The organism is Mitsuaria sp. CC2, assembly GCF_048957715.1.
In the GTDB taxonomy this organism is placed as follows: Bacteria; Pseudomonadota; Gammaproteobacteria; order Burkholderiales; family Burkholderiaceae_C; genus Roseateles.
The window spans coordinates 136,812-157,390 of the sequence record NZ_JARVXN010000011.1 but is presented as its reverse complement, the minus strand read 5'-3'; the positions used below and the strand labels follow the sequence as shown (position 1 = coordinate 157,390).

Annotated in this window: 19 protein-coding genes; 4 read left to right on the top strand and 15 right to left on the bottom strand. The window is 70.1% G+C overall.

Annotated features, from left to right (window positions below; genetic code table 11):
- Nucleotides 1-26 precede the first annotated feature (26 nt).
- The 12 genes from PV762_RS06615 to PV762_RS06560 all read right to left on the bottom strand — a co-directional run bounded on the left by PV762_RS06615 (nt 27) and on the right by PV762_RS06560 (nt 13,931).
- Nucleotides 27-2,573 carry an ATP-binding protein gene (locus PV762_RS06615; protein ID WP_421034232.1) on the bottom strand — a complete coding sequence of 849 codons (2,547 nt, stop codon included), beginning with the start codon at nt 2,571-2,573 and terminating at the stop codon, nt 27-29.
- 397 nt (nt 2,574-2,970) lie between these two features.
- Nucleotides 2,971-3,879, bottom strand: coding sequence for a hypothetical protein (locus PV762_RS06610; RefSeq protein ID WP_421034231.1), 909 nt, complete (start codon nt 3,877-3,879; stop codon nt 2,971-2,973).
- 92 nt (nt 3,880-3,971) lie between these two features.
- Entirely contained in the window at nt 3,972-5,183 is a 1,212-nt protein-coding gene (locus PV762_RS06605; protein WP_421034444.1) for an ABC transporter substrate-binding protein, read from the bottom strand.
- 155 nt (nt 5,184-5,338) lie between these two features.
- Entirely contained in the window at nt 5,339-6,265 is a 927-nt protein-coding gene (locus tag PV762_RS06600) for a carbohydrate kinase family protein (RefSeq protein ID WP_421034230.1), read from the bottom strand.
- A gap of 28 nt (nt 6,266-6,293) precedes the next feature.
- A complete protein-coding gene (locus tag PV762_RS06595) occupies nt 6,294-7,571 on the bottom strand; it encodes an AGE family epimerase/isomerase (protein ID WP_421034229.1) in 1,278 nt (425 codons plus the stop codon).
- A gap of 18 nt (nt 7,572-7,589) precedes the next feature.
- Entirely contained in the window at nt 7,590-8,579 is a 990-nt protein-coding gene (locus PV762_RS06590) for a LacI family DNA-binding transcriptional regulator (protein ID WP_421034228.1), read from the bottom strand.
- 156 nt (nt 8,580-8,735) lie between these two features.
- Nucleotides 8,736-9,311, bottom strand: coding sequence for a hypothetical protein (locus PV762_RS06585; protein WP_421034227.1), 576 nt, complete (start codon nt 9,309-9,311; stop codon nt 8,736-8,738).
- On the bottom strand, nt 9,308-10,087 hold the full coding sequence (locus tag PV762_RS06580) for a DeoR/GlpR family DNA-binding transcription regulator (RefSeq protein WP_421034443.1): 780 nt from the start codon (nt 10,085-10,087) through the stop codon (nt 9,308-9,310). The genes PV762_RS06585 and PV762_RS06580 overlap by 4 nt, the downstream gene beginning before the upstream one ends.
- Nucleotides 10,088-10,142: 55 nt before the next feature.
- Nucleotides 10,143-11,267 (bottom strand): hypothetical protein, encoded by a 1,125-nt coding sequence (locus PV762_RS06575; protein WP_421034226.1) that lies wholly within the window; start codon nt 11,265-11,267, stop codon nt 10,143-10,145.
- Nucleotides 11,264-11,737 carry a type III secretion system chaperone gene (locus tag PV762_RS06570; RefSeq protein ID WP_421034225.1) on the bottom strand — a complete coding sequence of 158 codons (474 nt, stop codon included), beginning with the start codon at nt 11,735-11,737 and terminating at the stop codon, nt 11,264-11,266. Before PV762_RS06570 ends, PV762_RS06575 begins: the two co-directional genes overlap by 4 nt.
- An 82-nt stretch (nt 11,738-11,819) precedes the next feature.
- Nucleotides 11,820-12,812, bottom strand: a complete 993-nt coding sequence (locus tag PV762_RS06565) for a Bug family tripartite tricarboxylate transporter substrate binding protein (protein WP_421034224.1) — start codon at nt 12,810-12,812, stop codon at nt 11,820-11,822.
- A gap of 45 nt (nt 12,813-12,857) precedes the next feature.
- Nucleotides 12,858-13,931 (bottom strand): tartrate dehydrogenase, encoded by a 1,074-nt coding sequence (locus PV762_RS06560; RefSeq protein ID WP_421034223.1) that lies wholly within the window; start codon nt 13,929-13,931, stop codon nt 12,858-12,860.
- 127 nt (nt 13,932-14,058) lie between these two features.
- On the opposite strand from PV762_RS06560, the gene PV762_RS06555 reads away from it, so the two are divergent.
- A complete protein-coding gene (locus tag PV762_RS06555; RefSeq protein WP_421034222.1) occupies nt 14,059-15,000 on the top strand; it encodes a LysR substrate-binding domain-containing protein in 942 nt (313 codons plus the stop codon).
- A 48-nt stretch (nt 15,001-15,048) separates the two neighbouring features.
- Here PV762_RS06555 and PV762_RS06550 read toward each other — a convergent pair whose 3' ends face one another.
- The gene (locus PV762_RS06550; protein WP_421034221.1) at nt 15,049-15,741 is read right to left on the bottom strand and encodes a hypothetical protein; all 693 of its coding nucleotides are present in this window, start codon (nt 15,739-15,741) and stop codon (nt 15,049-15,051) included.
- Nucleotides 15,742-15,987: 246 nt separating this feature from the next.
- Here PV762_RS06550 and PV762_RS06545 point away from each other — a divergent pair, with 246 nt between their 5' ends.
- Together PV762_RS06545 and PV762_RS06540 are read left to right on the top strand one after the other, a co-directional pair.
- Nucleotides 15,988-17,469, top strand: a complete 1,482-nt coding sequence (locus PV762_RS06545; protein WP_421034220.1) for a serine hydrolase domain-containing protein — start codon at nt 15,988-15,990, stop codon at nt 17,467-17,469.
- A gap of 146 nt (nt 17,470-17,615) precedes the next feature.
- Complete coding sequence (locus PV762_RS06540) at nt 17,616-17,822, top strand: hypothetical protein (RefSeq protein WP_421034219.1); 207 nt, start codon at nt 17,616-17,618, stop codon at nt 17,820-17,822.
- A 69-nt stretch (nt 17,823-17,891) separates the two neighbouring features.
- On the opposite strand, the gene PV762_RS06535 is transcribed toward PV762_RS06540, so the two are convergent.
- Nucleotides 17,892-19,001 (bottom strand): S-(hydroxymethyl)glutathione dehydrogenase/class III alcohol dehydrogenase, encoded by a 1,110-nt coding sequence (locus tag PV762_RS06535; RefSeq protein WP_421034218.1) that lies wholly within the window; start codon nt 18,999-19,001, stop codon nt 17,892-17,894.
- Nucleotides 19,002-19,116: 115 nt separating this feature from the next.
- A complete protein-coding gene (locus PV762_RS06530; RefSeq protein ID WP_421034217.1) occupies nt 19,117-20,007 on the bottom strand; it encodes a c-type cytochrome in 891 nt (296 codons plus the stop codon).
- A 187-nt stretch (nt 20,008-20,194) separates the two neighbouring features.
- Here PV762_RS06530 and PV762_RS06525 point away from each other — a divergent pair, with 187 nt between their 5' ends.
- The gene (locus PV762_RS06525) at nt 20,195-20,569 is read left to right on the top strand and encodes a c-type cytochrome (RefSeq protein WP_421034216.1); all 375 of its coding nucleotides are present in this window, start codon (nt 20,195-20,197) and stop codon (nt 20,567-20,569) included.
- Nucleotides 20,570-20,579: the final 10 nt, after the last annotated feature.

Sequence of the window (20,579 nt, the reverse complement as noted above, 5' to 3'; positions counted from 1 at the left end):
AGTCGCCCGTCGTCAGTCGCCCGTCGTCAGTCGCCGTACGAGGCGGCGATGCCGGCCGTCCGCGCCAGCGCGGCGACCATCGCGCGCGGTTCGTCCCAGCGGCTGCCCTCGTCCTGCAGCCGCGCCATCGAGAAGCCGTCCAGCCGCGCGCGCATGCGCTGCACCAGGCTGCCCCACGGCGGCAGCGGATCCGCCCGGATCGGCGAATACGCCTGGCCCGCATACCCCGTCAGGCGCGCCGCGTCCTGGTCGCGTCCTTCCTCGAACGCGAGCCAGGCGAAGACCGGCAGCAGCCGCTCGAACGCCTCGCTCGGGCTTTCGCCCTGCCCGTCCCCGCGCCGGGACCTGGGCGCGACGAGGCCGGTCAGCACCTCGCGCGCATCTTCCACGTGTCCTTCCGAGAGCAGCACGGCCGCCAGGCAACCGAGCACGCGTTGCAGGAACTCGCCGTTGGCGGTGTTGATGCCGCTGGCGCGGCTGGCGCCGTCCTCCCACTGGCGCACCAGCGCCGCGGACCGCAGCGGCGCGCCGTGTCCGACCTGCAGGCTCATGAGCCGGTCGAGATCGTCCAGCACCCATCGCGACGCGCCGACCTCCTGCGCCAGCTGCAGCGACGCGCACATCGCCTCGTCGGCCTCGTCCGCCTGGCCCTCGACGCGCCACACGTGCGCCCGCGCCGCGAGCCCCCACAGCTTCAGGCGCGCCGCGTGCGCGCCCTCGCACCGGCCGGCGAGCGCGACCAGCTCGCCCATCGCGTAGCGCATCGCGGCCTGGCTCAGTTCGCGGTCCTCGACGACCTGCCGGCACAGCGCGAGATACCGCAGCGCCGGATCGTCCGCCGTGCGCGACACCGTGACGCCGCGCCGGTACCAGATCGCCGCCCGCTTGGGATCGTGCGGCACGAGCAGGCCGGCGTGATCGATGCAATACCGCGCCAGCACCGCCGGCGGCAGCTCCGCCGGCAGCTCGGCCTCGTAGGCCGCATGGCGCCACGCGGATTCGGGCATCAGCGACAGCAGCTCGAACAGCGCGCGCGAATGTGCGAGCAGGCCCAGCCCCCTCACCGGCTCATGCTCCAGACACCAGTCGAGCGCGGCGCGCACGTTGGCGAGCTCCGGCGAGAACTCCGCGATCCAGCGCGCGTCCGGCATCATCTGCAGCGCCCGCTCGGCGCGGTCGAACAGCTGGCTCATCGCGCGCGCATGCTGGCCCCGCGCGATGTCGACCTCGCCGGTCTCCTCGAGCAGCAGCAGGCCGTAGGCGCGCATGCCGTCGAAGAGCCGGTACCGCGGCCGGTCCTCCGCGTCGACCTGGACCAGCGAGTGGTCCACCAGCCCTTCCAGCGCCTCCGCCACCGTCCATGCGTCGAGCTGCCGGTCCGACAACGCGGCGGTCGCCATCTCCAGCGTGAAGCCGCCTTCGAACGGCTCCAGCCGCCGCAGCACCAGCTGCTCCACGTCGTCCAGCAGCGCCAGGCTCGCGTCCATGCAGGCGCGCAGCGACTCATGCCGGCGCGGTCCCGCCTGCGTGCCGCGGGTCAGCAGCCGGTAGCGGTCGCTGAGCCGCTCGCACAGCTGATCGATGCCGAACATCGCCAGCCGGCCCGCCGCCAGCTGCAGCGCCAGCGGGATGCCGTCCAGCCGGCGGCACAGGCCCGTCACCTGCGCCACGTTGTGCGTTCCGAGCGCGAAGGGCTGACCCAGCGCCCGCACCTGATCGACGAACAGCGCGACGCTGCCGTGCATCAGCGATTCGTCCACGCCAGCGCCGGGCGGCGGCACCGACAGCGGCGGCGTACGCAGCACGCGTTCGCCGGGCACGCGCAGCACCTTGCGGCTCGTCACCATCAACGCCACGTCCTCGGTGTTCTCGAGCACCGCGTGGCAGAAGGTCGCCGCGCGCGCGCCGGCGATCTCCGCGTTGTCCAGCACCAGCAGCAGCGACATCGGACGCAGCAGGGCCAGCAGCGTCTGCAGATCGATGCCGGGATCCAGTCCCAGCGCGGCCGCCACCGCCGGCAGCGGATCGGAAGGATCGTCGCCGTGCAGCAGGTCCACCCACACCGCGCCGTCGCGCGCCGCCTGACGGCGTTCATGCGCGCAGGCCAGCGCCAGGGTCGACTTGCCGACGCCCGGCGCGCCGACCACCGTGACCAGGCGATGACGCACCAGCCGGCTCAGCAGCGCCTGCAGATCGGCGCCGCGGCCGTGCATCGCCGCCGGCGCGGAGGGCAGCGCACGAGGCCGCACGACGGGCACGATGGGCGCCGGGGCCTCGACCGCCCGGTCGGTCGGATCACGGGGCGCGTCCTCGTCGGGCCGCAACGGCAGCGCGAACCGATAGCCCTGCCCGGCGACCGTGGCGATGGCGTCGCGCCCCAGCGCGCGCCGCAACGCCGACACATGCACGGCGGCGTTGTTCTCTTCCACGGCCTGTCCGGGCCAGACGCGATTCAACAGCTCGTTCTTGGAGACCACCGCGCCGCGATGCGCGACCAGCACGCCGAGCAGATCCAGCTGCCGGCCGCTGAGCGGCACGGGCACGCCCTCCGACAGGAGGACGCGCGAGGCCATGTCAAGCACGAACCCTTCGAAGCGAAAACGACTCGTCACTTCAGCTTGCCCTTCATGGCTGTCACCGACGGCAGGACCCTGCACGCCGTACGCCAACGCACCCCGGAAAATCCTCGCGTCCTGCGAGGAAGGGGTCACGAAAGTGGGCGCGAGTTTAAGGGTGCGTCATGACAACGTCCAGGGAACTCGGGACGTTCCCCAAGGGGGTCAGGCCTTGACAGCGTTGACTGTCGCGCACATGTCGGCGGCGTGACGATCGAGGCCGGGCCATGCGTGCGGATTCCCGCACGGCTGTCAGGAGGATGTCAGAGTCCTGGCGCGCAGAAGGGCCGCGATGTGCGTGTTCATGGGGCATCCGGGCGGGCGTGTGCTCGCCCGTGGTGCAACTTTGGTCATGTCAGCGCGAACCGCCGAGGTCGTAGTTCCAGCGCAACTCGCGGCCCGCGGGAATGTCCTCGGACGCGCGGAAAGCGTGGATGCGCGCGGTCCAGCCGTGACGCAGGCGCGCCGGGAAGGATTCGCCGCGCACGTTGTAGCCAGCGCCCGGATGACCGGCGGGAACGCCTTGTGCATCGAAGAGAAACAGGGTGTTCATCAGCGACAGCAGGTTCTCGCCGTTCACGGCCACGGAGCCGATGGGATCGGAGGCCGACATGAGGTAGCGGTCGTCGTCCAGCAGGAACAGGTCGACCTCGTCGAGCAGCTGTCCGCCGTAGACGCCCAGGCAGGTGCCCCGCTCGATGTCGTGACGCGCGAACAGGCCGCGTTGGCCGATGAGCGCGGCCTCCTGCGGCGAGCGCAGGTCGGCCGCCGTGATCACGCGCGGCTCCAGCAGCCGCAGCGCATGCGCGGCGCGGGCGCGTCGGCCGACGCGCGCATCGACGTAAGGCGCGATGTCGGCGAAGGCGTCCGCGCGATCGAGCACGTCCACGACATGCACGACGCCGTGGTCCGCATCGCGGAACGGCGGATCGCCCGCGTGCTCGAGGACGTAGTCGCGACGCGCGACGCGGTCGCGATGGCGCAGCCGCACCTGCGCGAGCAGCGCGAGCCAGCGCTCGGTGCCGTAGGACATCACCGCGAGCTGGCGCGCGCGGTCCTCGGTCGAGGCGTCCCCGCCGTCCGTCGGCATCAGTGCGAGCACACGGTGCTGGCAGTCCAGCACGTGGGCCATGTGCGCGCGGCGGCGGCGCGGCGAATCGGGCATCGCGTCGATGCGCCGGTAGCCGTCCCACAGCCAGCGGTCCACGTCCGCGCGGTCTGCGCCGTCGTGGGGCCGGACCGTATCGATGAGCACCTCGTCCATGCAGCCTCCGGAGGATGGAGGACCGAGTCTGGCCCGCCGCCCGCCGGAAGCACCGTCGCAGGCGAAGCGAACGCCTCGCCCGCGAAGCCCGCTTACTGCGTCCTGGACGCCGTCACCAGCCGATCCATCGCCTGCGCCGGGGTGATCGAGTCGCTGTTCCAGAACTGGCTGACCACGTCCTTGATCGCGCCTTCCGCCGAGGCCCGGACGGCCATGCCGTGGGCGATGGACGGCAGCAGCGTATTGGCCTTGCCGGCTTCGGCGAAGTCCGCGGCCGAGGCCTTGGCGCAGTCGTCGTACTTGGCCAGGCTGACGCCCTTGCGCACCGGGATCGAGCCCTTCTCGAGGTTGAAGGATTCCTGCACCGCCGGCGACAGGATGGCCGAGGCCATGTCGCGCTGGGCCTGCTGGTTGGCGTCGCCCTTGACCTTGAACATCGCGAACGAGTCGACGTTGAAGGTGTAGGACTTGGCCGTGCCCGGCGCGGGCACGCACAGGAAGTCCTTGCCCGCGGTCTTGCCGGCGGCCAGGAACTCGCCCTTGGCCCAGTCGCCCATGATCTGCATGGCCGCCTCGCCCTTCATGACCATCGCGGTGGCGAGATTCCAGTCGCGGCCCGGCGCGTTGCGGTCGGTGTAGGCCTTCAGGCGGCGGAAGGTCGTCAGCGACTTCTCCATCGTCGGGCTCTTCAGGCTCGCGGGATCCAGCTGGATCAACGCCTTGCGGTAGAACTCCGGCCCGCCGGTGCCCAGCACCACGGTCTCGAAGGTGGTGAAGTCCTGCCACGACTGGCCGCCGTGCGCCAACGGCGTCACGCCGGCCTTCTTGAGCGCGTCGGCGGCGGTGAAGAACTCGTCCCAGGTCGTCGGCGGCTTCACGCCGGCCTTGCGCATCACCTCGGGGTTGATCCACAGCCAGTTCACGCGGTGCACGTTGACCGGCACCGCGATGTAGTGGCCCTTGTACTTGACGATGTTGCTGATCACCGGCAGCAGCAGGTCGTCCCAGTGCTCGGCCTTGGCCACGTCGTCGATGTTGGCCAGCATGCCCTCGGCCGCCCAGTCCTGCAGCAGCGGCCCCTTGATCTGCGCGGCCGTGGGCGCGTTGCCCGAGATGGCGCGCGACTTCAGCACCGTCATCGCCGCGTCGCCCGCGCCGCCCGCCACCGCGAAGTCCTTCCACTTGTGGCCCTTGGCCTGCAGTTGGTCCTTGAGGCCGGAGATGGCTTTCGCCTCGCCGCCGCTGGTCCACCAGTGCAGGACCTCCAGGTCGCCCGCGCGTGCGGGGCCGGCCACGACGGCCATCGTCGCCATCGCGGCGGTGGCCAGCAAGGCACGGCGGGTCCACGGGGTGTTCGTCGCTGTTTTCTTGACCGGTGTCTTCTTGATCGATGTCTTCATCGTTGTCTCCTCTTGTCTCCGGGGATGGAGGGGTTGTCGTTGATCGACGGGATGGAAGGTCAGGCCGCCCCTTCCGCTTGAAGCTGGTCATACAGATGCGAGACGGTCGCCGCGTCCGGCGGCGTGGCGCCGCGCTGCAGGCAGGCGGCGGAGCCCGCCGCGAGCGCCGCGTGCAGATGCGCGCGCAGCGGGCGTTCCGGATGCCGGTGCAGGCTGTGCAGCAGTCCCGCGACCGCGGCATCGCCCGCGCCGACGGTGTCGGCGACGGTCACCGCCGGCGCGCGCGCCATGCAGGCCGCGTCGCCGCGCGACAGGTAGGCCACGCCGCCGCCGCGCGTCAGCAGATAGAGCGCGTCCGGATTGAACGCGCGCAACCGCGTCATCGCGTCGTCGAGTTCGAGCCCGGGGAACAGGCCGCGCAGGTCGTCGTCGGACACCTTGATCACGTCGGCCAGTGCGCACATGCGGCGCAGCGTCGGCTCGTAGCCCTGCGCCATCAGGGTGCGGAAGTTGGGGTCGTAGCTGATGCGCACGCCCTGCCCCTTCAGCCGTTGGGCCAACGCGACCAGCCGCGAGGCCAGCGGCTCGCGCGCCAGGCTGATGCCGCCGAAGTGCGCGCGGTGCGCTTCGCCGGACCAGCCGTCAGGCAGCGCGTCCGGATCGAAGTGCAGGTCGGCGCTGTCGCCGCCGACGAAGAAGTAGCGCGGCGGCTCGCCCTGCTCGACGATGGCCAGCAGCGGCGCGCGGTCGACCTGCTGCATCAGCCGCGTGTCCAGGCCGACGGCGGCGCTCGCCCGCACCAGCTCGTCGCCGAACAGGTCGCGGCTCACCGCGCCGGCGAAGGCCGTTCGCGCCCCCAGCGCCGCCAACGCGCGGGCGACGTTCCAGGTCGAGCCGCCGACGCGGCTGATCCATTGATCGGGCGCCTGCTGCAGCATGTCGGTCAGCGCCTCGCCGAGGCACAGCAGTTCGGGGGCGTCAGTCATCGCATCCGCCGTCGCTCGGGCATCCGCATCACGCATGACCTGCCCCTTGATCGATACCCCGCATGCCCACGCCGTCCAGCACGTCGACGATGTCGTAGCACGCGCCCATGGTGTGGTAATCGACCTTGCCCGCCGGGCTCTTCTCGTCGCTGTACTTGCGGTTCGCGCCGTCGAGGATGCGGTACCAGGCGCCGTGCGCGTGGTCGACGAAGTGCGTCCAGCTGTAGGCCCACAGGCGCTGGTACCAGTCCCAGTAGACCGGATCGCCGGTGCGCGCGGCCAGGCGCGCGGCGGCGGCGGCGCTTTCGGCCTGCACCCAGAAGTACTTGTCCGGATCGCAGACGCTCAAGTCCGGCGCCAGCGAGTAGCACAGCCCGCCATGCTCGGCATCCCAGCCGCGCCGAACGGCCACGAGGAACAGCTTGGTGGCGGTCGGCAGCACCCAGGCCAGGTCCTGGTCGAGGTGCTCCGCGCGGGCTTCCAGCTGCAGCAGCAGCTTGGTCCACTCGGTGAAGTGGCCCGGCTGGTAGCCCCACGGACGGAAGAGATTGGCCGGATCGTCGCGGTTGTACAGCCAGTCCGGCTGCCAATGCGCGTCGTAGTGCTCCCAGACCAGCCCGCCGCAGCGCTCGGCCTGGCGGCGGGTGATGTGCTGCGCCACGAGCGCGGCGCGCTCCAGGTAGCGTCGCTCGCCCGTCGCGTCGAAAGCCGCCAGCAGCGCCTCGCACGCATGCATGTTGGCGTTCTGGCCGCGATACGGCGACAGCACGTCCCACTGCGGGCTCGCCTCGTCGGCGTAGAGGCCGGCGGCCTCGTCCCAGAAGTGTTCCTCCATCAGCGCGAAGGTCTCGGCGATCCACGGCCGGACCTCGTCCACGCCGGCCATCGCCGCATGCGCGTAGGCCAGCAGCACGAAGGCCAGACCATAGGCGTGGCGCGTGCCGTCGAGCACCTCGGCCTTGCCGTCGCGCCAATCCAGCAGCCACGCGTAGCCGCGCAGCGCGCCGTCGACATGGGCCTCGCGCAGGAATCGCACGCCGTGCCGCACGCCGTCGAGGTAGTTCGCGTCGCCGAAGCGCCGGTAGGCCATCGCGTAGGTGAACACGTAGCGCGTGCTGCTCACCAGGTGCCGCTGGTGCGCGTCGTAGACGGTGCCGTCGTCCTTGAAGAAGTGGAAGAAGCCGCCGCTCGGGTCGATGCAGCGCGGATGGTAGAAGTCCATCGTGTGCCGCGCGTGGGCCAGCAGCACGTCGCGGGAACGGAAGTCGGGCAGGTCGCCGGGCGCGGGAGCGTGGGTGTCGGTCATGCGGTCAGTGTGGGGGGGTCAGTCGTTGCTGCTGGTGCTGTCGCGCACGATCAGTTCCACCGGCAGGGTCAGTTCTTGAGGCTCGTCCGCCGACGTGGCCAGCAGCAGCGCCACGCCCTTGGCGCCGAGCGACTCCTTGTCGACGCGCACGGTGCTCAGCGGCGGATGGGCCACGGAGGCGCCGCCGATGTCGTCGAAGCCGACGACGGCGATGTCCTCGGGAATGCGCAGTCCCTCGTTCAAGCACTGGCGCATCGCCACCAGCGCCGCGCTGTCGTTGAAGCACACGACCGCGTCGGGCCGCTTGCGGCGTTCGAGCAGCAGGCGCATCGCGGCGATGACGCCGGCCTCGCCGTCGCCCAGCTGCGGCGCGATGACCTCGAGGTCGGGATCGGCCTGCACCTGGGCCTCGAACAGCGCACGCCGGTAGCCGCGCGCGCGCTGCTCCAGGCTGTAGTGCGCCGGCGATCCGGAGATCAGCCCGATCGTGCGCCGACCGCTGCGCAGCAGGTGGCTGGTGGCGAGGAAACTGCCGTGCTGGTGATCCGGATTGACCGAGGTCATTCCGCGGCGGTGCAGGTCGACGAGCACCGTCGGCTTGCCGCTGCGCTTGAGGGTCTCCAGCACCTCCGGCTCGAAGTAGCCGACGCACAGGAAGGCGTCCAGCTGGTGGCCGCGGGTCTGTTCCACGATCGGCTGGCCCGGCCCGGCGACGATGAAGGACAGCGACAGGCCTTCGCGCCGGCAGACCTGCTCCGCGCCGTGCAGCACGGCGGAAAAGAACGGGCTGGAGGCCAGCGTGTTGTGCTGGCTGTGCAGCAGGAAGCCGATGCGGCGGATCCTGTTCTTGCGCAGCTGCGCGAAGTCGTAGCCCAGCCGCAGGGCGGTGTCGCGGACGACCTGGCGGGTCTCTTCCGACAGCCCGGACTGGTTGCGAAGCCCGCGCGACACGGTGCCGATGGACAGGCCGGACGCCTTGGCGATATCGCGGATGGTGGTGCTGCTCATGGGTGGCGACGATTCTTGAAGGGCCCTTTTCAGGGGTCAACGAAGTCGCGCCAGTTTCCCAATTGTTTAGGGCCGTCCGGTAAACAAGCGTTCGCGGCGGGCGTCCGGCGGATCGCCTCTCGTGGCTGTCGAGCCTCGGCGGAACTCAGGCCGCCGTCACGCCGGTCGTGACGCCGCCGGCATGTAGGGCCAGGCGACCACGGCGGCGATGGTCATCGCAGCGCTCAGGATCAAGGTCGCCAGCACCGGCTCGAAACCGACGGACTGGAGCAGCGTGACGAGCACGGCGCCGGCCAGGACGCCGACGGCGCGCGGCGCGTGAAGACCGCCGCGGATCGGGCGGTGGCCCTGGCGACGGATGACGTCGGCGGCGGAGCGGGCCGTCGCGTCCAGCGTTGCGGCGAAGGCGCCGAAGACGAACTGGACCAGGCCGAGCCACGCCGGCGCCCCGGCCAGCGCGATGAGCGGCAGGAGCGCCGCCAGACCGATCCCGCCCATCAGCACGATCGTCGCTCCGCACGGGCGTCGCGGCGCCGTTCCGGCGACCGAGACGGCCGCCAGGGCGCCCAGGATCGACAGCGTGAGGAGCGGCGCCGGCGTACTGGTCGCCAGCGCGGCCCAGCCGCCGACACCGAGCCCGGCGACAAGCGCCGCGAGCCGGACCGCCAGGGCCGCTTCCGGTCGTTCCTCGGCAGGGTTCATCGGTGGCCAGCGGCTCGAGAGCGCGCTCACGATCCGGGGTCGACCGGCACCACGGTGGCCCCTGCCTCGCGGAGCGCCTTCATGACGGCGGCGCCGACGTCGCGCTCGACGACCACCGTGTGCAGCGCTTCGATCCCGGCGACACGATGCGCCGCGGCGGCCTGCAGCTTGTCGCTGGTGACGAGTCCGACGACGTGGCGGCTGCGTTCGACGAGGGTGCGCTTGAAGGCGGCCTCGCGGAAGTGCGTCGTGAGGAGGCCGTCGCTCATCGACAGCGCGCACACGCCCACGAAGCCGCGATCGACGCGCAGGCGCGAGAGGCTGTCCACCGCGGCCGCGTCGACGCAGCCGCCCAGGTGCGGATCGACCTCGCCGCCGATCATCAGCAGGCGCAGGTCCTGGCGCCGCAGCACCGCGGCGGCGACGTCGACCGCGTTGGTCGCGACCGTCAGGTCCGCGTCCTCGGGCAGGAACTCGACCAGCGCGAGGTTGGTGGAGCCGGTGTCGAGGAACACCAGTTCGCCCGCCTGCACCGTGGCGGCGCCGGCGCGCGCCAAGGCGGACTTGCGGTCGGGCGCTTCCTTGATCCGCGCGGCGAGCGGCCGGTCGTTGGCCGCGATCGGCACCGCGCCGCCGTAGACGCGCCGGCACAGGCCGTCCGCGGCCAGGGCGCGGAGGTCGCGGCGGATGGCGTCCTCGGACAGGTTGAACTCCGCGGCGAGATCGGCCGCGACCACGGCATGTCCGGCGGCGAGCCGCGCCGCGATGACACGGCGGCGGGCGTGAGGAAGATCGACAAGCGACATGGCGTCCCAGCAGGCTGAGACGCGATTCTGCACGTTTTCAATCGTTCATGCACACTCATGCACGATTTTCCGCCTGCTCGCAGTAATGCAGTACGTGTTTGCGGAACTGGCTGTGCAGGCTGGCCGCGCCGCTGCCGGGAATGCCTTCGAAGTGGTGTCCCGTCCCCAGCCCCGACAGGCCCGGCAGCTTGCCGCGCAGGCCTGCGACCGGATCGCCGTAGGGCGAGTAGGCATGAATCAGGGACTTGGCCTGCGCGACGTTGCCCTGCGGCAGCTGCTTGATCAATCCGTCGCTGAGGTGGGCGGGACAGAACGCGGTAACGGGGACCGGTCGCTGGGACTTCAAGGCGGCGAACATGGCCTCCCCGCCGCCCTTGGAGTGCCCGACGACCCGCACCGTGTATCCGGAGAACGACTGGTCCGACGCCACGCGGTCCTGCAGCGCGGCCAGCAGGTCGGCGCCCTGGCGATAGCTCTTGGGCGTGCCGCCGAGGCCGGCGTGGACGTTGGCCCCCCACTGCGACAGCGTCGACATAAAGTTCCCTTTCGGCGCGGATCGCTCGGCCAGCGGGCCCTTGACCTTCTTGCCGGACGAAGTGCCGCCGAAGGCCAGCACCAGTTCACGCGTCGTCCGGTTGTGCAGGACCACCGCCGTCAATCCCGTGTCGCGATCGACGATGGCCCCGGCGCCGCGCTCGACGCCGGACAGACGCAGGCCGATCCCGTTGCGCAGTTGATCGGCTAGCGCCACCTGCGGCGACCAGCCGTCGGGCAGGCTGTCGGGATCGCGCTTGTAAGGGAAGCTCGCCAGTTGCGCGTTGCAGCGCAGCGTCTCCAGCGCGGACGGATCGTTCGGCATCGGGCGTTTCTCGTAGTGCGGGGAGGCCGCCCGCGGCGGCTGCCACTGCGCGGACGACTGCGCGGACAACGGCACACCCGCCGCCGTCGATGAAGGCGACGCCGCTGCAGACATCGCCCCCGCTCGCACCGCCTTCACTTGGCCGCGACGCATGGCGCCTCGCCGCACGAAACGTCCGTGGGCGTCGTCTGCCTGACGCAGACCGGCCAACGGCGACCCAGGTATGAACGACGTGGACTGCGGCTCCGGTCCCGCGAGCCGCTCCGGATCGGACGGGATGCCGCCGGAGACCGGGTTCTGCGCAGGGCGGATGCCGGTCATCGCGCGCTCCCGTGCGTGCGCATCAGCAGCGCGGCAGCGCCCGCCCCGGTGGGTCGGCCGACTTGGGTTTCGGCTCGCACCGCAGCGGCCAGGTCGAGCGTGGCTTCGACGACGTCGGCGAGCGCATCAGGGTCCTGTGCGATGTCCAGTTCGCGGATGAGCACGAACTGGCGTCGCAACGGATCGGCGGCGATGACGGCGCCCTCCAGCGCGTCCCGATCCGCATTGAGGCGCAGCAGACGCAGCGCGAGCATCCCCGCGGGATCTTCCTGCGGGATCGCCATCACACGCGCCACCAGCATCACGCCGGCGCCGGTGTCCGTCAGTTCCAGCACCAGCTGGACAGTCTCCCCCGCGTCCATCAGCACCAGCAGGCCGTCCCGGGCCTCCCAGGCCGCGCCGGTGGTGCGCCGCGACAGGGCGGCCACGAGCCGCGCGAAACGCGCGGCGGCTTCCGAAGGTTGAATCATGGCGAGTTCGGAGGATGGAAAACCGTGTCAGTCGCTCGCCGAACGGAAATGTTCGGACGCCGACACGGCCCATCCCTCGAATTCACTCGATCTGCACGTTCGCTTCCTTCACGAGCCTGGCGAACTTGCCTGTCTCATTGCGGATCTGCGACGCCAGTTGCTCGCTGGTGCCGCCGGTGGTCTCGGCGCCGATTTCCTCCATGCGCTTGCGGAACTCGGGCGCCTGCAGAACCTTGACCATTTCGGTGTTCAGCTTCGTCACGATGTCCTTGGGCGTGGCCACCGGCGCGAGCACGCCGAACCAGGTCCCGATGTCGAAGCCCTTCAGGCCGGCCTCCTCCAACGTCGGCACATCGGGCAGCGCGCTGGAGCGCCGCGCCGTCGTCACCGCCAGCGCGCGCAGCTTGCCAGCCTTGATGTGCGGCAGCACCGGCGTGACGGTGTCGAAGGACATCTGGATCTGGCCGCCGAGCAGGTCCGTCGCCAGCGGTCCGCTGCCCTTGTAGGGCACGTGCAGCAGCGTCGTGCCGGTGAAGTTCTGGAACTGCGTGCCGATCAGGTGCTGCGCGGTGCCGTTGCCGTTGGAGCCGTAGGTCCATTCGCCGGGCTTGGCCTTGAGCTGGGCGACCAGTTCCTGCACCGTCTTCGCCGAGGTCTGGCTCGCGTTGACCACCAGCACGTTGGGGACCAGCGCGATGCCGGTGATCGGCACGAAATCCTTCTGGAAGTCGTAGGGCAGCTTCTTGTAGACGCTGCTCGCGATGGTGTGGTGGACGGCGCCGATCAGCAGCGTGTAGCCGTCGGGCTTGGCCTTGGCGACGTCATCCGCGCCCAACGTCGCGCCGGCGCCGGGCCGGCTTTCGACGATCACCGGTTGGCCCAGGCTCTGCTGGAGCTTCTCGGCCAACGCACGGGCGAGCACGTCGGTCGTGCCGCCAGCGGGGAACGGGACGATCAAGGTGATCGGCTTGGCGGGCCAGGGTTGGGCGAAGGCGGGGATGGCGAGGCCGAGGGCGGCAATCGCCGAGACCGCGATCCATGACCGGCGGCGCGAAGAGGTCGGAACTTGGCTCATGGCTTGTCTCCTGGTCGATGGCTCTGACGGCCATTCGACGCAATGTCAGCGGGGTTGGTGAAGCGCGGCGATGACGGCGGCGGTGACGTCGGTCGTCTTCGCCTGGCCGCCGAGGTCGCCGGTATGCAGCGAGGGATTCGCCGTGACGGACTCGATCGCGCGCATCAGCCGCGCGGCGGCGTCGTCCTCGCCGAGGTGCTCCAGCAGCATCACGGCCGACCAGAAGGTCCCGACGGGATTGGCCAGGCCCTTGCCCATGATGTCGAACGCCGAGCCGTGGATGGGCTCGAACATCGACGGGTAGCGGCGTTCCGGATCGATGTTGCCGGTCGGCGCGATGCCCAGGCTGCCGGCCAGCGCGGCCGCGAGGTCGCTGAGGATATCCGCGTGCAGGTTGGTCGCGACGATAGTGTCCAGCGTCGCCGGCTTGTTGACCATGCGCGCGGTGGCCGCGTCGACGAGTTCCTTGCCCCAGGTGACGTCAGGGAACTCGGTCGCGACCTGCGCGGCGATCTCGTCCCACATCACCATCGCATGGCGCTGCGCGTTGCTCTTGGTGATGACCGTCAGCAGCTTGCGGGGACGCGACTGCGCCAGCTTGAACGCGTGGCGCATGATGCGCTCGACGCCGGTGCGCGTCATGATGGACACGTCGGTCGCGGCTTCGATCGGATGGCCCTGGTGGACGCGGCCGCCGACGCCGGCGTATTCGCCTTCCGAGTTCTCACGCACGATGACCCAGTCGAGGTCCTTCGGGCCGCAGCGCTTGAGCGGCGCGTCGATGCCCGGCAGCACGCGCGTCGGGCGCACATTGGCGTACTGGTCGAAGCCCTGGCAGATCTTCAGCCGCAGGCCCCACAGCGTGATGTGGTCGGGGATGTCGGGATCGCCGGCGGATCCGAACAGGATGGCGTCCTTGGCGCGCAGCGCGTCAAGGCCGTCGGCCGGCATCATCTCGCCGTGCGCGCGGTACCAGTCGCCGCCCCAGCCGAAGTCCTCGAACTCGAAACGGAAACGGTCGGTCGTCGCGGCCAGCGCCTCGAGCACCTCGCGGCCCGCGGGGATCACTTCCTTGCCGATGCCGTCACCGGGGATGGTGGCGATGCGATAGGTCTTCATGGGGGTCTGTCTCCAGAGGCTGTCGGGGAAAATTCCTGGCTCGACTCTAGGAGAGCCCTCCCCGCCGGATCGCAGCTAAAGTCAATCCGTCTTCAACCTGGATTCAACAATCCACAGGACGTTCCCCATGGCTTCAAAGACCGCTCACGGCAACGGCGCAACGGCGATCGCGCCAGCCGATCTCGGCTTCTTCTCGGCGCTGTGCAGCGCCGGCAGCCTGAGCGCCGCGGCGCGCGAACTCGGCATCACGACGGCGGCCGTCAGCAAGCACCTGACGCAGATGGAGAGCCGCCTGGGTACGGCGCTGCTGAGCCGGACCACACGACGGATGAGCCTGACGCAGGAGGGCGAGCTCTACCTGGAGCACGCGCGACGCATCCTCGCGTCCATCGACGACTTGCAGGAGGTGATGCGCGCCAGTGGCGGCACCGCGAGCGGCCTGCTGCGGGTGAACGCGACGCTGGGATTCGGACGGACGCACATCGCGCCGCTGATTTCGGGGTTCGTGCGCCAGCATCCGAAGCTGCAGGTCCAACTGCAGTTGTCGGTCAATCCACCGCCGTTGAACGAGGACGCCTTCGACGTCTGCATCCGCTTCGGTCCGCCGCCTGACGCCAGGGTCATCGCGCGCCGGATCGCGCCGAACCGGCGGCTGCTGTGCGCCTCACCGACCTATCTGGGCGCCCACGGCACGCCGAAGACACCGGCGGAACTGGTGCGCCACGACTGCATCGGCATCCGCCAGGGCGAGGAGGCGTACGGTTTGTGGCGCCTGTCCTCCAAGCGTGGCCGCAAGACGGTCACCGAAGCGGTCAAGACGCGCGGCGCGTTGACGACCAACGATGGCGAGATCGCGGTGAACTGGGCGCTCGACGGGCACGGGATTTTGATGCGCGCGGAATGGGACATCGCACGCTACCTGGCGAGCGGCCGTCTGGTCCAGGTCTTGCCGGAGTGGGAGACACCCGATGCGGACATCTATGCGGTCTACCCGCAGCGGGTCCAGGGCACCGCGCGGGTGAGGCAATTCGTGGCGCATCTGGCCAAGGCGTTGGGGAAGCCGGAGTGATCGGCGTCCCGACCGGCCGAGCGAAGCGGCTCATGTCACTCGCCGTTGCTAATGCAACTTGATGAGCGGAGACACGGCGGCGACGACCGTGGCCATCAAGCCGACCAGACCGAACGTGAAGCCGACCGCCCACTTGATCGCACCGAAGATCACGCCCTGCGTCTCCAGATGACGGTCAGCGGTCGTCTTGTACAGCTCCGCTCGATTGGCGCCGAGCCCCTCCTTGATCTCCGCGCGCAGCTCGCCGATCGTCTGATTGACGGCAGCATTGCCATCCTTCATTTCCGCGCGCAGCTCACCGATCGTCTGATTGACGGCAGCATGGTTATCTTTCATCTCCGCGCGCAGCTCACCGATCGTCTGATTGATGGCAGCATGGCTATCTTTCATCTCCGCGCGCAGCTCACCGATCGTCTCGTTCACCGCTGCAAAACCATCTTTCATCTCGGCGCGGAGATTTCCGATCTCTCCCTTCGTTTCGGCACGGAGCGCGCCGATCTCTGCCTTCAGCGCCACACGAACCGCGCCAATGCCTTCCTTCATCTCTCCGCGGAGCTGCTCCAGCTGAACGCGCGTGGCCAGCGTCGGCAGGACCGTCTCGATGGTCTGTGCCCGTGCCATCAGGTCCGGATCAGACCGCGCGGCGCGCTCGGCCGCGCCGCTCTCATAGGGTTTCATTTGCATCACCTGTTCCTCGATCAAGAGCGGACACCGGCCCGCCATGGAGAGCAACTCTGCCACCGCTGATCGAGTCCAAAATCGAAATCGACCCCGCTTCCCCCATCAGTTGGTCTCAAACTGGAATCTCATTGCCGCACGTCAAAGGATGACGAGACATCGTCGTCCAGATGGGGGTGTGAATCGGTCGCGACGCCGGCCCCATTGGGGAATGCAGGCAATCCCTGCCCCCCCTTACACTCTTCCGGCACACGGTCCGCGGCGACAGCGAGTGGCAACCAAGAGACCGACATCCAGGGAGTGCTTCACATGCCCAAGATCACGCGTCGCGCCGGCTTGCGCGCCTCGGCGGCGCTGGCCGCGGCGAGCCTGTCGGCTCCATGGCGCGCCTTCGGGCAATCTCCGGCGCCATCCTCGACGCCAGCAGTCGATCGCGCAGCGACCACCGCCAATGCCGCCAGTGCCGCGGCCTCAACGCCCAGCGAACCGCCGCGGCACGAAGGCCCGGAGGGCGCCCTGCTCGCCGAACGGTTGAAGTACGAGGGCGTCGCGCTCGCCGCGATGCGCATCCGTGATGGTGCGACCACCTTCAGCGGCGCCAGCGCCCTCGGTCCGGTACCCGATCCGCGGACGCTGTTCGAGCTGGGCTCGATCACCAAGACCTTCACCGCGCTGCTGCTCGCGGACGCGGTGACGCGCGGCCTGATCAAGCTCGACGATCCGGTCGAGACCGCCCTGCCCGACCGCCTCAAGCTGCGCGACAGTCAGGACGCGCCGCTGCGCTGGGTGGATCTGGCGACCCAGCGTTCCGGATTGCCGCGGCTGCCCGCCAACCTCGTCGTCCGCCCGGACCTCACCGATCCCTACGCCACCTACGACTGGACGCTGATGGCCGCGTTCCTCTCCGGATGGAAAGCGGACAAGCCGCGCGACACCGCCTACGAATATTCCAACCTCGGCTTCGGCCTGCTCGGTCAGGCGCTCGGTTTCCTGCAGCAGCGCGACTACGCGACGCTGCTGCGCGAACGCGTGCTGGTGCCGCTGGGACTCGAGGACCAGATCTTCCTGCGCCCGCCCGCCGGCAGACGCTTCCTCGACGGGCACGACAAGGCCGGCAAGCCGGTCGACCATTGGACCTTCCGCCCGGCGATGGCGGGAGCCGGCGCCCTGCTCGGCGGCACCGGCGGGCTGGCGCGTTACGCGCAGGCGGCACTGGGACAGTTCGACCATCCGTTGAAGGCGGCCTTCGCCCTGTGCCTGCGACGCCATGGCGCACGCGACATCCCGGGCGCGGGCATCGGCCTCGCCTGGCACGGCGGCGCGCTGCCCGGGCGCGTCGCGTTCAACCACGACGGCGCGACCTTCGGCTTCAGCAGCTCGCTCTGGCTGGATCCGGTCAATGGAAACGCCTCCGCGGTGCTGGCGAACGCGGGGGTGGGCGTCGCGGACCTGGCGCTGCATCTGCTGGAACCGGCGATCCCGGTCGCGGACATGTCCCTGACGCGCCAGGCCGCGGTGTCGCTGACGCCGGAGCAGCTCCAGCCGCTCGTGGGCATCTATGTGCTGTCGCCCTCGATGAAGATCACGGTGCGCGCCGAGGGGAACCGGCTCTTCGCGCGAGCCACCGGCCAACAGGGCTTCGAGCTCTTCGCGACATCGCCGCTGGTGTTCTTCGCGAAGATCACCCCACTGGAGATCGTCTTCGACCCTGCCGAGCCCGACGGGCGAGGCGCACCGGCGCTGACCATCAAGCAGTCCGGAAGAAACACCCGCGCGTCGCGCGAGCCCTGAGCCGATCCGCCGCCTTGCATCCTGGGCGCTCCGTTCCACGGTCTGTCGCGTCTCTGCGGCGATGACCCGTTGCGCGCGCTAAGGTGACACCAGGCCGTGTGGATCCCTCACGGCCTGGTGTCACCTCATGCATCAAGGAGTGCGTCATGGGCTTCGTCGGCCTGCTGTTCTGGTTGGTCCTGTTCGTGCTGTGCTGGCCGCTGGCCCTGCTCGCGCTGGTGATGTGGCCGATCGTCTGGCTGCTGACGCTGCCGTTCCGGCTGATCGGCCTGAGCGTCGACGCGGTGTTCGCGCTGCTCAAGGCCGTCCTCTTCCTGCCGGCCCGCCTGCTGGGCGGGCGCGAGCCGCGCTGATCACGGACAGCCGCCGCATCCCGCGGCGGCTTCGGCCTCAGCGCCGACTCAAGTCCTTGAGTCCAGTTCTCAGTAGTGCACCACCGAGCGGATCGACTTGCCCTCGTGCATCAGGTCGAAGGCGTCGTTGATGCCGGTCAGCGGCATCGTGTGGGTCACGAACGGGGCGAGCTGGATGTCGCCGCGCATCGCCTCTTCCACCATGCCCGGCAGCTGCGAGCGGCCCTTGACGCCGCCGAACGCCGAGCCTCTCCAGCTCCGGCCGGTCACAAGCTGGAACGGCCGCGTCGAGATCTCCTGACCCGCGCCCGCCACGCCGATCACGATGGACTGGCCCCAGCCGCGATGCGCGCACTCGAGCGCCGCGCGCATCACGTTGACGTTGCCGATGCACTCGAACGAATGGTCGACGCCCCAACCGGTCATTTCCACGATGACCTGCTGGATCGGCTTGTCATGGTCCTTCGGGTTCACGAAATCGGTGGCCCCGAAGACCTTGGCGAGTTCGAACTTCGACGGATTGGTGTCGATCGCGATGATGCGGCCGGCCTGCGCCAGCTTCGCGCCCTGGATCACCGCCAGGCCGATGCCGCCCAGGCCGAACACCGCGACGGAATCACCCGGCTGCACCTTGGCGGTGTTCTTCACCGCGCCCAGGCCGGTCGTCACGCCGCAGCCCAGCAGGCAGACCTGCTCCGGATCGGCCTCGGGGTTGATCTTCGCGAGCGAGACCTCGGCCACCACGGTGTACTCGCTGAAGGTCGAGCAACCCATGTAGTGGTAGATCGGCTTGCCTTCGTAGGAGAAGCGCGTCGTGCCGTCCGGCATCACGCCCTTGCCCTGCGTCGCGCGCACGGCCACGCACAGGTTGGTCTTGCCCGACTTGCAGAACAGGCACTCGCCGCATTCGGCGGTGTAGAGCGGGATCACGTGGTCGCCGGGCTTGACGCTGGTGACGCCCTCGCCCACCTCGACGACGATGCCCGCGCCTTCATGGCCGAGCACGGCGGGGAACAGGCCCTCAGGGTCGTCGCCGCTGAGCGTGAACGCGTCCGTGTGGCACACGCCGGTGTGGGTGATCTTCACCAGCACCTCGCCCTTGCGGGGCGGCTCGACATCGATCTCGACGATCTGCAGCGGTTGGCCAGCGGCGAAGGCGACGGCGGCACGGGATTTCATGGGGGGCCTTTCAGGAGAGACGCAGTGAGGACGCAGCGAGGACGCAAAGCAGACGCGCCCGTGAAGGCGCGCCGATGCGGACGAGTCTATCCCGCGACGGCGGCACGATGGGCGCTCAGTGCGCGAGCAGGTAACGCGCCATCAGCCGCGCCTGCGTCTCGCTGACGCCCAGGGTCGGCATCGCGTTGTGCGCGTCGATCGCCTGCGGATCGCGGATCCAGGCGGTCAGTCCGTCCTCGGTCGGGTGCGCCTTGCCGCCGATGCGGTCCCGCCCCGCGAGACCGCTCAGGCGCGGCCCGTTGGACGTGTCCGGTCCGACCACGCCGGGAATGGTGTGGCAGGCGGTGCAGCCGTGCTGGCGGAACGCGCGCTGCGCGAGTTCGACCGTCGCCAGCGGCGGCGACAGCGGCGCCGGCGCGTCGACGATGCCGTCGCATCGCGCCGTCGTCCTCATCTGCACTGCGTCGCCGGTTTTCCCGACCGGCACCGGAGGATTTTCCGGGGGCGCGGTCAGCGTCCGGTACTGGTCCGGCGTCATCAGCGGCAGCGCGTCCAGGAAGGCGACCACCGCCCAGAGTTCCCCCTCTTCCAGGCGGTACTCCCACGCCGGCATGCCGCTCATCTTGATGCCGTTGCGCGTGATCCAGTAGAGGTCCTGCGGACGCCAGTGGCGGGTGGCCTCCACCAGCGAGCTCGGCACCGGCTGCATACCGAGCGCGAATGACTCGGGCGCCACGCCCGGTGCGCCGTGGCAGGCCACGCAGCGGTCGCGGAAGCAGGCGGCCCCCTGGGTCACGCGCTCGCGGGTGATCAGGTCACGCGGCGGCGGGTGGGCGTCGGCGCGATGCTGCACCGCCCGTTGCAGCGCGATTTCCAGCAAGGAATGCACCGGCTGCAGATGCGGCCCGGTCGCGGAAACGTCGTACACGCCGAACCAGACGAACGCGGCCGCGCCTGCCGCCCCGAGCACGCCCGCCGCCGCGCCCGCGGCGAGGGCGGCTTTCACTGGGGAAACACGGGGCTTGGGTTCGGGCATGGCCGCAGCAAGGCAAGCGCGATGCCGGGGCGATGCCGGGGCGATGCCGGGGCGATGCCGGGGCGATGGTGGGGCGAAGACGCGCCTGCGTTCCGCCCGCCACAGCCTCTGCGATGACCGATCCCGGGGCGGGCACTTCGTGTGCCAGGGAGCGCGCATGACGCCCCCCCGCCTCCTGTCGATTTCCCTCGGTCTGCTGCTGTCGGCGTGCGGGCCGGCCCCGGACCAACCGTTGCGGCGCTGGCAGGTCGACGCCGCCGATGTGGAGCGCGGGCGCCACCTGATGTCGCAGTTCCAGTGCGGCAGCTGCCACGCCGTGCCCGGCGTGCCGGGCGGCGGCCAGCGCGCGCCCGCGCTGGAGCGCTTCGGCCGGCGAGCCTACATCGCCGGCCAGTTGCCCAATTCGCCCGACATGCTGCAGCGCTGGCTGCTGGACCCTCAGGGTCTGCTGCCCGGCACGACGATGCCGCGACTCGGCCTGTCGGAGCGCGACGCGCGCGACGTCGCCGGCTACCTGCTGTCGCTGCGATGAGCGCGGGCGG